This is a genomic window from Streptomyces sp. NPDC057543, from assembly GCF_042801895.1.
GTDB lineage: Bacteria > Actinomycetota > Actinomycetes > Streptomycetales > Streptomycetaceae > Streptomyces.
Window position 1 is genome coordinate 1 of the sequence record NZ_JBHVFF010000211.1, and the last position, 14978, is coordinate 14978.

General features: G+C 67.1%; 12 protein-coding genes and 3 pseudogenes. 6 read left to right on the top strand and 9 right to left on the bottom strand.

All coding sequences use genetic code 11. From position 1 onward, the window contains the following. Nucleotides 1-108 precede the first annotated feature (108 nt). The 4 genes and pseudogenes from ACFU8Q_RS28850 to ACFU8Q_RS28865 all read right to left on the bottom strand — a co-directional run. Nucleotides 109-654: pseudogene (locus ACFU8Q_RS28850) on the bottom strand (transposase); the annotation flags it as partial. A 77-nt stretch (nt 655-731) separates the two neighbouring features. Then, complete coding sequence (locus ACFU8Q_RS28855) at nt 732-1259, bottom strand: GNAT family N-acetyltransferase (protein ID WP_189282388.1); 528 nt, start codon at nt 1257-1259, stop codon at nt 732-734. Nucleotides 1260-1509: 250 nt separating this feature from the next. Then, complete coding sequence (locus ACFU8Q_RS28860; protein WP_384459001.1) at nt 1510-2274, bottom strand: maleylpyruvate isomerase family mycothiol-dependent enzyme; 765 nt, start codon at nt 2272-2274, stop codon at nt 1510-1512. A 120-nt stretch (nt 2275-2394) separates the two neighbouring features. Continuing rightward, nucleotides 2395-3591, bottom strand: a complete 1197-nt coding sequence (locus ACFU8Q_RS28865; protein WP_384459004.1) for a tyrosine-type recombinase/integrase — start codon at nt 3589-3591, stop codon at nt 2395-2397. Between ACFU8Q_RS28865 and ACFU8Q_RS28870 the strand changes: the two are divergent. The 3 genes and pseudogenes from ACFU8Q_RS28870 to ACFU8Q_RS28880 form a co-directional block, all read left to right on the top strand. Further along, nucleotides 3496-4353, top strand: a pseudogene (locus tag ACFU8Q_RS28870) (PP2C family protein-serine/threonine phosphatase); the annotation flags it as partial. The gene ACFU8Q_RS28865 and the pseudogene ACFU8Q_RS28870 sit on opposite strands and share 96 nt — an antisense overlap. A 585-nt stretch (nt 4354-4938) precedes the next feature. Continuing rightward, on the top strand, nt 4939-5562 hold the full coding sequence (locus tag ACFU8Q_RS28875; protein WP_384459007.1) for a histidine phosphatase family protein: 624 nt from the start codon (nt 4939-4941) through the stop codon (nt 5560-5562). Between the two features lie 379 nt (nt 5563-5941). Next, nucleotides 5942-6346, top strand: a complete 405-nt coding sequence (locus tag ACFU8Q_RS28880; RefSeq protein WP_384459010.1) for a hypothetical protein — start codon at nt 5942-5944, stop codon at nt 6344-6346. Between the two features lie 194 nt (nt 6347-6540). On the opposite strand, the gene ACFU8Q_RS28885 is transcribed toward ACFU8Q_RS28880, so the two are convergent. After that, nucleotides 6541-7059 (bottom strand): RICIN domain-containing protein, encoded by a 519-nt coding sequence (locus ACFU8Q_RS28885; protein ID WP_384459013.1) that lies wholly within the window; start codon nt 7057-7059, stop codon nt 6541-6543. Between the two features lie 298 nt (nt 7060-7357). Further along, nucleotides 7358-7633, bottom strand: a complete 276-nt coding sequence (locus ACFU8Q_RS28890) for a hypothetical protein (RefSeq protein ID WP_384459016.1) — start codon at nt 7631-7633, stop codon at nt 7358-7360. Nucleotides 7634-8632: 999 nt separating this feature from the next. On the opposite strand from ACFU8Q_RS28890, the gene ACFU8Q_RS28895 reads away from it, so the two are divergent. After that, a complete protein-coding gene (locus tag ACFU8Q_RS28895; RefSeq protein WP_384459019.1) occupies nt 8633-8845 on the top strand; it encodes a zinc-ribbon domain-containing protein in 213 nt (70 codons plus the stop codon). A gap of 43 nt (nt 8846-8888) precedes the next feature. On the opposite strand, the gene ACFU8Q_RS28900 is transcribed toward ACFU8Q_RS28895, so the two are convergent. After that, the gene (locus ACFU8Q_RS28900) at nt 8889-9971 is read right to left on the bottom strand and encodes an IS110 family transposase (protein WP_384459022.1); all 1083 of its coding nucleotides are present in this window, start codon (nt 9969-9971) and stop codon (nt 8889-8891) included. Between the two features lie 950 nt (nt 9972-10921). Here ACFU8Q_RS28900 and ltrA point away from each other — a divergent pair. Both ltrA and ACFU8Q_RS28910 read left to right on the top strand, forming a co-directional pair. Further along, nucleotides 10922-12385, top strand: a complete 1464-nt coding sequence (gene ltrA, locus ACFU8Q_RS28905; protein ID WP_384459025.1) for a group II intron reverse transcriptase/maturase — start codon at nt 10922-10924, stop codon at nt 12383-12385. Nucleotides 12386-12677: 292 nt separating this feature from the next. Then, the gene (locus ACFU8Q_RS28910) at nt 12678-12866 is read left to right on the top strand and encodes a hypothetical protein (protein WP_384459031.1); all 189 of its coding nucleotides are present in this window, start codon (nt 12678-12680) and stop codon (nt 12864-12866) included. On the opposite strand, the gene ACFU8Q_RS28915 is transcribed toward ACFU8Q_RS28910, so the two are convergent. Together ACFU8Q_RS28915 and ACFU8Q_RS28920 are read right to left on the bottom strand one after the other, a co-directional pair. Further along, nucleotides 12847-13977: a hypothetical protein gene (locus tag ACFU8Q_RS28915; protein ID WP_384459028.1), complete on the bottom strand. Its 1131-nt coding sequence runs from the start codon at nt 13975-13977 to the stop codon at nt 12847-12849. The two genes, ACFU8Q_RS28910 and ACFU8Q_RS28915, sit on opposite strands and share 20 nt — an antisense overlap. A 724-nt stretch (nt 13978-14701) precedes the next feature. Further along, a pseudogene (locus tag ACFU8Q_RS28920) lies at nt 14702-14881 on the bottom strand (integrase core domain-containing protein); the annotation flags it as partial. Nucleotides 14882-14978 lie beyond the last annotated feature (97 nt).

Here is a 14978-nt window from a genome sequence, read left to right on the forward strand (position 1 = left end):
GGGATCAACGGCTTCGCGATCTCCCACAGCCCGTCCGGAACAATCCAACTCCACGTATCCCGCCCCATGAACAGCTCAACGAGTGATCACCACATGGGACACGGTCTAAGTGGGCGCTGCCTGTTCCTTTTCCGAGTGGGAGTTGATCAGTGTGGCGTCGAGGTCCAGGACCAGGCCGGGAAGTTCTCGTCCGCCGGCCTGGACGGCGGGTATGCCCTGGCCGGTCTCGGCGGCCTGCATCCAGGCGACTTCCCGGGCTGAGGCGCGGGCCGCTCGCAGTGAAGCGAGTACTGTCCCGTCGGTGTCGGCGAGCAACCGCCAGGCGGTAGGTGTGGAGGCGACCGGGCCGAATACCTCGCCCTGGTCCCGCAGCACGGCCAGATCCGCTATCGCCTCACCGCCGTCGGCGAGCATCACCGCGAGATCGGTGGCGGTCCGACCTGGATCGTGCCCGGTGCCACGCGGTCGCAGCGGCCTGAGCGCAGTGGAGTAGGCGGTGGTCAGACCGGTGGCATCGGCAAGATCTGCCAGCAAACGTGCGCCCACGTGCCCGACCACCCCCGAACCGTCAGTGGAGACATGGAGCTTGGGACGAGAACCGATACCCTGCACGCAGAAAGTGCCTTCCGTTGGACCGACAGACCCCCTCGACAAGGTTCATCGTCCCAGCTCAGAAGGCACGTTCGTATTTCCTCCCCGCTTCCGGCCTCATCTCAACCGAAGCGGCGAGGTTAGTCGCCGAGGACCCGCTCCCACAGCAGCCCGTCCCGCCAGCTCCCGTCGAGAAAGATCGAGGAGTGCGCGACGCCGTACGGGCTGAACCCGTTACGGCGCAGTACCCGCTGCGACGGCAGATTCTCCAGATTGGTGGACGCCTCGGCGCGGTGCAACCCGAGTTCGTCCGTCATCACCCGGAGTACAAGCGCGACGGCGTGCCCGGCGTGCCCTTGATTCTGGGCGATGCTGGCGATCCAGTATCCGACGGAGCCGCGGCGCAGGTGCGGCTGCGGCAGGATGCCTCCGACGGTTATCTGCCCGATCACCTGGTCGTCGGCGAGTACTACGCCCGGCCAGACCGTGCCGGCCCGGTATCCGGCCAGCAGGCTGTCTATCCGCTCCGCCTGGCCCTCTGGGGTGAAGAAGTCGGCCGGCTGGGCGGGTTCCCACGGCCGGAAAGCCTCAAAGTCCCGCACCCGGTGCGCGGCGATCGGGGCGGCGTCGGTGGGCTCTATTAGGCGGATTCTGGTGCTGCTGCGCATGGGCTGATCCTCGTCGCGGTGCGTCGATGAGACGGCCAGCCTATGCGAGGGTGCCCGCGCCGCCGCACCCTACGCCCGCCGGAGGATCGAGTCGATCGCGCTGCTTGTGTTCTCGATACCCTGCACGCAGAAAGTGCCTTCCGCTTGGACCGACAGAACCCCTCGACAAGGTTCATCGTCCCAGCTCAGAAGGCACTTTCGTATTTCCTCCCCGCTTCCGGCCTCATCTCAACCGAAACGGCGAGGCTAATTAGTCCCAGTCCTGCAGCTGCTGGAGCAGGTCGGCGTCGCCCTCCATCCGCAGCGAGCTGGCCGGGATGCGCATGTACATGAGCAGGGCTATCTCGCTCGCCGTGCCGTAGATGGCGGCGGTGGGCTTGCTCTCGGCGGCCTCCGCCGCGGTGAGGCGGGTGAAGCGGGAACCGGCGGCGTCCACCGTCTGGCGCCAGGAGCCAGCCTCGGCTGCGTGGTAGTCCATGGTGGCGGGCTCGCCCGGCCACGGGACCGTGACGGTGCAGACGGTGGCGAGGAACTCCTCGATGGCGTCGACCGCCTCGGTCGTCGGCAACTCCTGCGGGGTACCGGAGGCCAGCTGGGCGTCGTAGGTGTGGATCAGCGACTCCGGGACGCGGCGGCGGGCCACGGCGGCCACCGTGTGCGGCGAGGCCAGCGGCTCCCACCAGGCCCAGCAGCCCCGGTCCGGGCCGGCCTCGCGCAGAGCAGTAAGCAGCTGCTCCGTCGAGTCGGCCAGCCAGGTTATGAGGGCCTCGCGCTCCCTGGGCGCCGCCAGCCCGTCCTTGCTCGGCCGCTCGTCGCCCGGCGCGGTGTTCAGCACGATGTAGGCCCAGAAGCGGTCCCCCTCACTGAGGTGGTTCGCCAGGTCGTACAGCGTCCAGCCCGGGCAGGACGGGACGTCGGCGTCGAGGCTGGGGGCCGCGGCGACGGCGGCGCGGAACGCGGCGGACCGCTCGTCAATCATCCGCAGCAGGGTGGGGAAGTAGAGATGCTCAGTCACGCAGACCTTGTATCACCCGGACCGGGACTCTCGCACTCGATAAGAGGAGTCATCAAAAGGCGGCAGCCGCACCGGGCGCCTACCCGGACGGCGGCCGCGGCGAGGATGGTCTCCCAGCAATCAGTCTGACGACGCCGGGGTTTCATGGGGCGCGAGCTTGTCGGCCAGGCGAGCGGCGAGGGTATGACCGGGGTGGTTCTCGTGGCGTCGGCGGCGCCGGTTGTAGCGCTGAGTGCTGCGCGGGTCTTTGTGGTTGGCCGCGTCCTGGAGGTCCTGCAGGGGAACGCCGGCGTCGAGCGAGTCGGTGATGAATCCGTGCCGCAGGACGTGGGGTTTGATCGAGTCGGCCTGCGGCAGGTTCGCCTTTGCCGCGAGACGTCTCAGCAGTTTCCAGACCTCGGACTCCCGCAGCCGCGCTCCGGTCCGTGTAACGAACAGCGGGCTGGCGGTCCGGCCGTCGAGGTAGCACTCCAGGGCGTCCAGGGCGAGTGGCACGACCGGCTTCGGCCGCACCTTTCCTCCTTTGACCCGCGGCGGGAGGGTGCGGTGGCCGCGGTCGTAGCCGAGCTGGTCGGCGTCCAGCGCCAGGATCTCGTCCACGCGCGGGCCCATCCGGTACAGCAGCTTCACGAGCGCCTCGGCACGCGGGGACCAGGCGGTCGCGGTCGCGATGAGCTTCGCGGTCTCGTCCTCGGTCAGGCCTTCGGTCGGTGACTCGTCCGGGTCGACGACCGGGCGCAGCACAGCCTCGAAGGGATCGGCTTCGGCGGCGCGGGCCCGCACGGCGTAGACGTAGAAGCTGGAGCAGGCCGAGAGCAGGGTCGCCCGGGACGCGTCGCCGCGCGGCCTGCCGGTGGGGGCCATCTCGCCGTACTGGCCGCCCTTGACCCGGCGCAGGGTCGGAGCGGCCTCCAGGTGACGGGCGAAGGCGTCGGCGAGCGGGAACGCGGCGGTGAGCGGGTGCTGGCCCCGCTCGCGGGCGTAGGCCTCCCACACCCGGAAGCTCCGGGCGTAGGTGCGGCGGGTGTTCACGCTGGGCCAGCGGGCGATCCAGCCGCCGGCCACGTCCGGCAGCCCGTCGTGCTCGCCGTACAGCTCCAGCAGCTCCAGGCGGAGTGTGCGGGCCTCCACGGGCCAGTCGTCCCGGGGATCGACGACCTCGGTCATGAGCTCCATGCCGGGGCGGGAGGCGAGGACGCTCAGCACGTCAACACGCTGGAACCAGCCGCGGCGGCACAGGAGATCCGCGCATTCTGGGCCCAGGTCGAGGCCGACACCGCCGCGCGGCGGGACCTCGCTTCCTTCCTCATCAACCATCTGTCCTGGAAGGACCCCGCCATGTCTCCCACCACCAAGCCCCTGGGAATCCGTTACGCCGCCCTTTCCGACACAGGCCTTGTCCGCGAGAGCAACCAGGACACCGCATACGCCGGGTCCCGCCTGCTCGCCGTTGCCGACGGCTTCGGCAGCGCAGGAGCCCCAGCTAGCGCGGCCGCCGTCTACGCGCTCAAGCGCCTCGAAACCGACAGCATCCCCGCAGGCGATCTCCTCAACGTCCTCGAAGACGCCATCGAGCAGGCCAAACAGGCCGTCAACGGCGTCGCCGGACCCGGCTCATCACCCGAAGAAGCCGGCACCACACTCACCGCAATGCTCTGGACCGGCTCACAGCTGGCCCTCGTCCACATCGGCGACTCCCGCGTCTACCTCCTGCGCGATGGAGAGCTGTTCCAGATCACCCACGACCACACCATGGTGCAGTCGATGGTCGACGAAGGACGCATCAGCTCGGAAGAAGCCGCCTCCCACCCCCAGCGGGCGCTGCTGATACGCGCCCTGGGCCAAGGAGCCGACGCCACACCCGACATGCGTCTTCGCGACGCCCAGCAGGGAGACCGTTACCTGCTCTGCTCCGACGGCCTGTCCACCATCGTGCCGACCGAAGAGATCCGCCGGGTGCTCTCCGTGATCAGTGATCCCGAGCAGGCCGTCCGCGAACTCATCGCCCTCGCCAACGGCTCCGGCGGCCCCGACAACGTCAGCTGCGTGGTCGCCGACGTCATGGAGCTCCACCAGTAGGAGCGAGCGGCATGCACTTCGAGTTGCACCAGATCCGCTCTCGGGAACTCATCTGTGAAGCCGATGACTACCGACTCGCCCGACAAGCCAGGAGAGCCAAGTCGGCTCCCCGTGCCATGACAGCCAGCACATCGCGACCGACTCCAAGGAGTCTGCTGCTGGCCTGTATCCGCGGGTGAACATCACGCTGCCTACGGTTGAGCGGGACGCTGGCCGCCAACCTGTCCCACTCAATCGTAGGCACCGCAGGTCAGAACCTCGCCCTGCCCACAGTTATCTGGGACAGAACAGCTGGGGCCCCGCTGTCCTGTCCCGGGCATCTGAGTTGAGGTCTCAGTCATCTCCGGGCATTTGGTGGGGTGTCTTGGTCTTCTCCCGGTATGTCGCTGTGGCTGTGCCTACGGTCGTTGTGGCTGGTCCTGTGAAGTCGTCAGCCGCGGAGATCGAGTATCGGCTCGGCAACCCCGAAGGCGTCCCCACACTCATCGTCAACTGGGCCAGCGCAGCCGCGACGGAACTATGCGCAAAGAGCTCAGCGTCCATCCCTGACATACAAGATCACGGATGACGACGGAGACCCGGGACATGACAGACACAGCCACTCGATGCCTCTACCTCGCCCGGCACGGTGAAGCGTCGGCAGATGAGACGACCCTGACGGAAAGCGGCCGGCGCCAAGCCGTTCTCCTCGGTGAACGGCTCCGGAACACCCCGCTTTCGGCGATCTACCACGGGCCGCTATCCCGGGCGCAGCAGACGGCCCAGCTGATCAGCGCACAACTTGACGCCGTTCCACTGCACCAGTCGGAACTGGCCGGCGACTACATCCCCTACCTGCCTGCGAAGGAGGAGCTTCCGCCGGATTCGGCCGACGCCATGCTCAACTTCCTCGCGCAGGTTCCCGAAGAAGAGCGCAACCGCGGTCCTGCACTGGCCCGGGAGGCACTCGCAGAATTCACAGGTCCGGTCGACGGCGATCGCCCCCGCCATGAACTGGTTGTCACGCACAACTTCCTCATCGGATGGCTGATCCGGGCTGCCCTCGACGCACCCGAGTGGCGCTGGATGGGCCTCAACCACAGCAACGCGGCCCTGACGGCCATCCGATACGCACCCGGCAGGCCGTCCTCCGTGCTGTTCCACAACGACATGCGGCACCTGCCCGCAGAACTGCGCTGGACCGGCTTCCCACCCGAACTCCACATCTGACGAAGAAGGCCGCTTGCCCGGACTTGAGTGAGACGACCTTGCGAAACCCGTCTCACTCAAGTCCGGGCACCGCAGGCCAGGGGCCCGCCCCACCCGGACTTATCTGAGAGCGGACACCCGCAGCCGCCATCCCCCGGCGCGCGGCTGGAGGACGGCGTCGCCCGGCTCGCCCGCAACCGCCTCAAGCAACTGGTGAAGGAGATGGAGGCCAGCGGAGAGACTCGCGGCCGGGGCCAGGCCCCGCCGCTGCTCGTCGAGCACCTGGTGAAGATCAGCGCCGCCTGCCCGGACAACCTCATGGGCATCCGGGACCGCGCCCTGGTCCTCATGCACTTCGCCGTCGCCGGCCGCGAGCACGAACCTCCAGGCCGACCTGCGTGTGTCCAAGGTCCGGCCCCGCGTCGTCCCGGTCCCGTACGGCTCCCGGCCCTCGATCTGCCCGGTCCGCGCATGGCAGGCGTGGAAGGAGGCCGCCGGCCTCACCGACCCGGACGGCTACGCCTGGCGCCGCCTGCACAACCGCTGGCACACCGTCCTGGAGAGCGGACTGCAGCCCGAGTCCATCGGTGACGTCGTCACCCGCGCCGGCGCACGGGCCGGGATCGAGATCCGCTTCACCGGCCACAGCCCCCGCCGCGGGCTCGCCACGTCCTCCCGCCTGAAGGGCCACGACCAGATCGTCATCGCCAAACAGGGCGGATGGGCCCCGCACTCCAAGGTGCTCGCCGGCTACCTCGAAGTCGTCGACCAGTGGGAGGACAACGCCCTGCTCGGCGTGCTGTAACTGATCGGCTGGGCCCCGGGTGATGTACGCCCGGGGCCCCCGCGCTGCCCGGCTACTTGGGGTCGCCGTAGTAGATGGCCGCGAAAACAACGGATATCGCTGACCCCGCCGCCGGGCCGCAAGCCCCGACAGCCCCGGGCAAGCCGAACCCGCACTGCCCAAAAGGGCGGTGCGGGTTGGAGACAGGTGAGCGGCTACAGCCGACGCTCGATCGTGAACCGCTGGTTGGGCGCACCGTCGCAGCCGTACTCGATGATCGGGGTGCCGTTCGCCGGGCTACGGTCCTTCACGTCGAGGCACTTGTCGGCGAACGTCCGAATCTCGTACCCGTCGGGAGTCTGCACCATCCTGAACCGCTGGTTGGGCCCACCGTTGCAACTCCACTGGATGATCGGGGCGCCGTCCGCCGGGCTACGGTCCTTCACATCGAGGCACTTGTCGGCGAACGTCCGAATCTCGTACTGGCCACCGCCGACCGCCACGATCCTAAACCGCAGGAAGAACCTATCGTCGCAGTCGAACTGGGTGATCGGGGCGCCGTCATCCGGGCTAGGGACGGTGAGGCACTTGTTGTCGAACGTCCGGATCACGTACTCACTGGCCTGCTGCCTGTCGACGGCCGGGGATGCCTGAGCCGCGGTGAGCGGCACCATCGCGGTGGCCGCTAAGCCCAGGACGGTCAGAACACGCCGCGCCTTCGAGGAGGAACGCACGAAGCCACCCTCTTTCGTGGGAGGTATACCTGTCCGCCCCAGCGTCGAGTGCCCCAGTGTGTCGGAGTTGCCCAAACAGCCCGGTTTCACCGGTTTGCGGCAGGTAAACCCACCAACGAGTGAATCGGCCGAAAAGGTCGTCAGGCTCCGCGGGCCTCGCGAGGTCTGCCGCTGGAAGAGGCAGAGGGCTGGTTGAGGTTGACGCTTTCGCCCGGGTGGACGGCTTCTCCAGCGTTACGGCCGGGGTCATTCACCCGGGCGTCGGCTCGCGTCGCCGCGCGCGGCTTCCTGCAGCGGATCAGTAGCTGCCGAAGGACACCGCCCGCGGGTCCTCTACCCACCTGCTATTGGTAAAACCGATTGAACGACCGGGGGCCACCCGGACGGAGTTGCCAGTGCAGTCCTGCTTCTCCCAGACGGTCAGTGTGACGTTGGAAGCGTTGCGCACGTCGACGACCTTGTCCTTGGCCGGGTCCTTCTGCGCCGGAAACGCGATGCAGGTGTTGGCGGGCTTGTCGTTCGGGGTGAAGCCGAACTCTCCGCGCCACAGCATCCCAACGGTCTGGTAGAGCATTTCCCCCCCCCGGCCCTGGCTACGACAGGAGCGGCTACGGCTGGAGCGGCTACGGCTGGAGTCACACCTGAAAGGAGGAACGCACCGGACACCACGGCCAGAGTGGCGGTCCGAAGTCGGCCACCGGAAATTCCGTACATCTACACGTTCCTTTTCGTGGAGCAACGCGCATGGTCCTGCTCCTTGTATCAAGCAAGATCCAGATACTCGTGGCACCACCGGGTTGCTTCACCCGAACGACGCCCTGTTCTCGTTTAGCTACGGCGAGCGGGGCATTTGGCAAGTCCGCGTACTCTCGAACGAAGCGACCCCCGGCACTTTCCCTGCCGGGGGTCGCTTCTGTGCGGTGGCGGTCAGCCGAGCCAGAGGAGGTCTGTCACGCGGAACTGTCGTCGCAGGTCGCGCATCGCAGAAGTCCTCTCAGAACGGCCCGGGGATCCCCGGGCCGTCTGGGACCGCACCAGGGCCCACAACCGGCTCCGGTCGCACCTGCGTGAGTACTACCCGGCGATCATCGAGGCGTTCACCGACAAGCGGTAACGGCTGCTGGCACGTGAAGCCCGCGCGATCCTGGCGGTCGCGCCCACTCCAGCCGAGGCTGCCCGGCTCACCCGGAACAGGCTCAGAGCCGCCGTCACACGGGCCGGCCGGCAGCGCCGGATCGAGGCCGAGACCGACCGGCTCCTCGAAGTGCTCCGTCAGCCCCGGTTTCGCCAGCCGGCCCTGGTCGAGAAGGCCATGGGGCAACAGACGCGCGCGCTGCAGGTGAGCCGTGGCGGCACGGACCTCGCGTCCGGCTGCCGCACACAACACGGGATCACGGCAGGGCGGAGGCGTTCGCAGCGATATTCGTTGTTTTCGCGGCCGATGATCCGGTTACCTCTCACAGGCAGTTACTTTGCGGCTGGTATCCGAGGTAGGACGACCGGGCTGACCTGGCGGATAGATGTGAGGCGATGTCACCTCGCGAACGAATCTCGAAACAGGAGGATAGAGATCATGGCAGTACGTTGTTCCTCGTGGCACGAAAATCCAGACGGCAGCACAGTCTGTGACGAGTGCGGCGAACCGCTGACGGGTGGGTCTGCAAGCGCGCAGGCGGGTGAAACCACAGGTGCGCGTGCGCCCGGGACACAGAGATGTCTATCGTGTAACGCCACGAACCCTGAAGGTGAAGTGTTCTGCACCAATTGCGGTGCGAAGCTCGGCTGAGAGCGGACACGTTCGTCAACAGTCCCGAGGCTGCTATGTCGTGTCAAGCCGCTTGAACAAGATCCACGATGCTCCTGAGCGTGGGGCGGTCGATCCGTTCGAGGGTTTTGAAGAGTTGGCGGCAGATGACGCGCTTGAGGCATCGCTGCGCGTCGCGGGCGGTCTTTCCCTCAGTGATCCTCCGAGCGACGTACGCCTTCGTGACGGGGTCAAGCCGCATGCGTATCAAGGTGATGGTGTGCAGGGCCCGGTTAAGTTGCCGGTCTCCGCTGCGGTTGAGCCGGTGCCTGTTCGTGAGTCCGGACGATGCGGGAATAGGTGAGACGCCGGCGAATGAGGCGAAGGCCGCTTCGGAACGAAATCGTCCCTGGTGGGACCAGCTGACCAGGATCTGAGCCGCAGTGATCGGACCGACGCCGAGCAGGTCGAGGAGTTCCGGAGCCATGTCTGCGACCAGGGCGTGGATGTCCTTCTCGAGATCCTTGGCCTCGGCCTGCAGGGCTTGGATGCGCTGGGCGGTGGATCGCAGGGCCCGCGCCGTCATCCGGTGCTCAAGGCTCTGTGCCGGACGGTCCCGAAGCTGAGCACAGTAGGCGATCTGGGCCGGACGCTTGAGTTTCCGTAGCTCAGCTCGGAGACCATCCGGCGCGGAGACGATCAGGGCCTTGAGCTGGTTGATCGCGGCCGTGGAGGCGAGGACAGCGCCATGACGGGTGGCAAGGAGGACCCGCAGGGCCTCGCGTTCGCCGCGAAGCCGGGGTTGGATCAGATGCTCGGTGGCCAGCGCTTCCTTCGCGGCCCGGATGGCGTCGAGCATGTCCGTCTTACGCCCGCCCCGATTGGGCAACCGCTTGGGCCGGCAGACCTCGACGACACGCTCGCCTGCTTGGTCGAGAAAGGCTGCGAGGCCGGCGCCGTAGCTGCCGATCCCCTCCAGAGCCCAGCAGCGCCGCCCGGGGACGTGCTCGCGGGCGAAGTCCAGGAGGCGGCGGTAGCCGCGGGCGTTGGCGGGTGAATCGGTGCTGGCCAGCACGGCGCCGATGGGACTGACGGCTGCTGCCGCAAGGGTGTCGCGGTGGGTATCGACGCCGATGACCCCGTCGACTTCTTCTGCGAGGATGGCCACGCGGTTGTTCTCCTTACTGGCGGGCGGCTGCAGGTGGCGTCGGCCTGGGTGGAGTCACCGCGTGGCGGAACTGTGATGAGTCACGCCGCAAGGCGGACAAGCTGCTGATCAAGCCAACGGGTGGGCCAGGCCGACGCCCGCGTCCGGCAGACATCTCGGGGGAACGGCAGCCGCTGGGGCGCCAGTTATGTTTCGAGTCATGCCGGATCACAAGCGTCGAGCCTGGCAGCAACCCATCCCGGGCCGCAGAAGAACTCTCACAGTTATGTTTTTCGCGGTCCTGCAGTGGGGCCGCTGGCCTCCGGGTCCGGCATGACTGTTGCCCCCTGTCGAAGGCATGACCTGGGGGTGGTGTCAGTGCGCCGTGAGGCGCTGTGAACTCGTGCGGAGGTGAGAGACCGTCGCCATCGTCCCTGTCGCAGCAGGGTGATGAAGCTGGGGGCAGCCTGGATCCGGGAGATGCCGGTGAGGGTGAGAGCGGCCCCGACAAAGCCGGGACGGGCCAGAACTGCCAGATGGCTTGGGCCCGGCAAGCATGATGGAGAGGAGTACGAGAGGAACCAGCGTTTACGTCTCTCAACCCCCCGCCGGCTCAAACCTGTGCAGATATGGGCCGGGTGCGGTGCGTCCTCGAACCGGGTGACTGGAACGGGGAACTCCCAGGTGGGCTTTAACATGCCTGTCGGGAGGCCACGGTGAAGTGCTGCGGGGTAGCCGTGACGATGCCGCAGGGACAGAGCTGGGCTCCTACTTCGTCGAGCGAGTCGCAGTGAACAAGGGAACCGTTCCGGCTCACGCCCTCTGCCAGGGATCCGCCCTGGTGGACGGGCTGGGCTCATCGTCAGCCGATCGGGTCGGGACGGGGCGGAGCCGCCGTAGTACTCCGAGCGCGCGAGAGGTGCGTACATGGGGAAGGGCGGCAGCGGGATCGAGAAGGGAAGGAGGCTGCAATGCTGAAAGACGCACCGCTGAACGGCGGTGCCCCACCTGTCGAGGACCCGGAAGAGTCCGGCGGGCGGGTATCGGGGATGCAGGCCAAACTTCACCGTTGGGCGGCGGCCGATCCTGGCCGCAGGTTCGACGACCTGTTCAATTTCGTGCACGACCCGAGGACGCTGCGTTACGCGTTCTACCGGGTCGCAGGTAACAAGGGGGCCCGGACTGCGGGCATGGACGGCGTCACCGTCGCCCATGTCGAAGAGCAGATCGGGGTCCACCGGTTCCTGGACGACCTGCGGACCAGTCTCAAAGACGGTTCGTTCCGGCCCCAGCCAGTGCGGGAACGCAAGATCCCCAAGCCGGGCGGTTCCGGAAAGGTCCGCAGCCTCGGTATTCCGACAGTGGCGGACCGGGTTGTCCAGGCGGCGCTGAAGCTGGTGCTGGAACCAATTTTCGAGGCCGACTTTGAGCCGGTCTCCTACGGGTTCCGGCCCGAGCGGCGTGCTCACGACGCGATCGCCGAAATCCAGCTGTTCGGCTCCAAGGGCTACCGCTGGGTGCTGGATGCTGACGTCGAAGCGGCCTTCGACACCGTTTCGCATTCCGCTCTCCTGGAACGGGTGCGTAAGCGGGTCAAGGACAAGCGAGTCGTGGCCCTGGTGAAGGCGTTCCTCAAGGCCGGAGTTCTCACCGAACTCGGAAACCAGAGGGCCTCCGACGCTGGGACGCCGCAAGGAGGCATCCTGTCCCCGTTGCTGTTCAACATAGCTATGTCGGCGCTCGATGAGCGCCTGCAAGAGCCATGGAAGAACGGCGGGACGATGGGAACCGCTGCCCGACGCGCCCGACGCCGGGCGAAGGGCCTGCCGAACTGGAAGGTCTGCCGCTACGCGGACGATCTTGTGGTGCTCGTGCATGGCTCCCGGGCCGACGTCGAGGACCTGAAGCACGAGGTCACTGAAGTGCTCGAACCACTCGGGTTGCGGCTGTCACCAGCCAAGACCCGGATCGTGCACATGAGTGAAGCGTTCGACTTCCTTGGGTTCCGCATCCAGTGGAAACGCAAGAGAGGAACGGACAAGTGGTACGTCTACACGTTCATCGGAGACCGGCCCATCCGGTCGCTGAAGGACAGGATCCGTGCCCTGACACGCAGGAAGTCGCAGCAGAATCCACGAGAGGTGCTGGCCAGACTCAATCTGATCATGCACGGCTGGGCCAACTACTTCAGGCACGCAGTCTGCAAACACACCCTGAGCAACCTGGCGAATTTCGCTTGGTGGCGGGTGGTCAAGTGGATGCAGACCCTGCATCGCTGGAGGTGGAAGGACGTCCGCCGCTGGCTGAAGGCGCCCAATGGGAGCTGGAAGCCGATTTCGGTGGACGGGGTCGAGTTGTTCGATATGGCAGCGGTGCCGGTTACTCGCTACCGCTACCGGGGCAACAAGATCCCCAATCCTTGGGTCCCTGCATAACCACGCAGAACGGCAGAGACCGTGGAGAGCCCGTTGCGTCGTAAGGCGCACGGCGGGTTCGGCGAGCGGCACGGAGAAACGGACCGGTGGCAACACCAGCACCGCGCTCCGTGCCGACTCAACCCGGGCCCGAGGGGTGCCGTCGGAGACGCTGATGAGAGGTCCGGCCACTGCCCGGTCCGGCGCAACGCCGGACAGTTCGCGGGCGGCAGGTCTGCATAACGTGGATGCGCGAGCACGACACCGACGCCGAGGCCGGCACCGTGAACACCCTTGGGGAGAGGGAATAACGATGTTCGACACCACCGAGGTGGGCGTCTTCCTGGGCCTGGACGTCGGCAAGAGCGCCCACCACGGGCACGGGCTGACTCCGGCCGGGAAGAAAGTTTTCGACCTGCGCCCCGATGCGCGGCGCCCCGCACCGGAGGCGGTCGGTGCGGGGCGCGGGATCGGGGGTTGTGTCAGCCGACGCAGCCGGTGACGATGACGGGGCTGCCGTCGCAGTTGGTGGGGATGTTGCGCCGGATCTCCGACCGGTTCACCGTGAACTGCGTGTCGGTCCACACGCCGCCCGGTGCGACGGTCGAGGCGTTGTTGTTCACCTCACTGTGATCGAGTGTCACCGTACCGTTGGTGTTGTAGATGCCGCCGGCCTGTGAAGTGCCGGAGCCGTTGGCGCTGTTGTGGTCGACCGAGCTGTCCCGCAGCACCAGGGTGCCGAAGTCTTCGTAGATGCCGCCGCCCTGGCCGTTGGAGCCTCCTGCGACGTTGCCTGAAACCTCGGTCTTGATGAGAGTCACCGAGGCCGCGTTGAAGATCCCGCCACCCTGCGTGCCCGTGGTGGTGTTGTCGATGATCTTGCTGTTGATGAACTGCACGGTGCCGCCCTCTACGTCGATGCCACCGCCTTCACGGCTGCTGGTGTTGTTCTTCAGGGTGGTATTGCGGAAGACCGAGTCACCGTCCTCGTGACCGATGGCCCCGCCAACCGCGGCGTTGTTGCGTGTGAATTCGACGCCGTCGGTCGTTACTGTGCCGTCCGATTGCAGGCCTCCACCCTCTCCCGCGTTGTTGAGGGTGAACTCGCTGCGGGTGATGTACGCCGTGGCGCCGCCCACGACAAAGACGCCACCTCCCTCGATGTAGGCCTGGTTGTTGTCGAGGGTGACTTTGTCGAGCTTCAGATTGCCGGAGCTGTCGACGAGGATGCCTCCCCCCGCATCGGGCGCGTTGCCGCCGCGGATGGTGAGGTCGTCGAGCCGGAGGTCACCGGTGGAGGTGACGTGGAAGATGCGGAAGGCACCGGCCATCAGCCCGTCACGGACGATGGTGGAGTCCCGGCCCTCGATGGTGAGCTGCCTGTCGATGGGGGGCAGCCCGTCATTGCCAGCGTAGGCCGTGGTGAGGTGGTAGGTGCAGTGGCGGGCGAGGACGAGGGTGGATCCCGCGGGCGCCGTGGCGAGCGCGTTGATCAGGGCCGTGGTGTCGCACGGAACCGAAATGCCGGGGGCCGCCACGGCCGGTACCGCGCTCACGCCGTTGACCACGATCGTGGCCAGGGCGGCGATGCCGGACAGGGTGGTGTATCGCATGGGCTTCTCCTTGACGTGCAGGGACCGCCGGAGCACAGGCGATCCCTCGCCCATGTCGCGGACACTGGGAGCAAAGCCGCCCCCCGCGCCCCTTCCCGTGCGCCGCAGGGCCTCCTCACCCGGACACCGCAGCAGATTCGGTCAAGAGGACGCATCATCGTCCAACCAGCCTGTACGACCATGACACTTCCCGGCCACCAACGGAGGTCCTCCACGCGCGGGAACGCAATCCGCGACCCGGCCGCAAGTCCCTGCACGGCGTGATGCGGCCGTTGCCCAGGAACCGGACGTCCTGGATCACCTCGCACGGTGTACGCCCCTCAGCAACCACCGCCAGGGGCACCCCGAGCAGGCGGATCGTGTCGTAGGCGAGCCGCCACAGGACCGGGTCCTCCGCCATCGTGTCCGCTGTCAGCAGCGTCATGTTGCTCGTGCCGTGCTCCTCCGGGACGCGTCAGGCGCCCCGAACGAGCCGAGGCCGCTGCTGCTGAACTGCACAACATGCTGAGTCACGGGTTGCAGGGCTGCGAGGAACGGACTGACCGGGGCAGGCTGCAGGCCCGAGCCCGTCGGTACCGGTCGCCCGCGTGTTGTCACTCACGGCATCGCAACCAGCGCATACGGTGCCCGTGCAGGGCGTCTTCTCCTGGTGTGAGAGACACGGCCGGGCCCTTTGGACAGTGGGGCCCGGCCTTGCCCACACGTTGAAGGGCCTGCAACGGCTGAAGGCGTCGAGTCGGGCTTCGCTCTCGTCTGGCCAGCTCTTTCGCCCTTGGAGAGTTTCGCGTTTGAAGGTCGCGTTGAAGGACTCGGCGAGTGCGTTGTCCGCGCTGGAGCCGACCGCGCTCATGCTCTGCCGAACCCCTGCTGACCCGCAGGCTTCGGCGAAGGACCTGCTCGTGTATTGGGCGAATTCAATCGGTCGTCGCAACGCCTCGTCCTTGGAGGTGTTGATGGGCAGGCCAGCAGGGTGGATGGCGGCGTTGACTGGACGGTCGCCG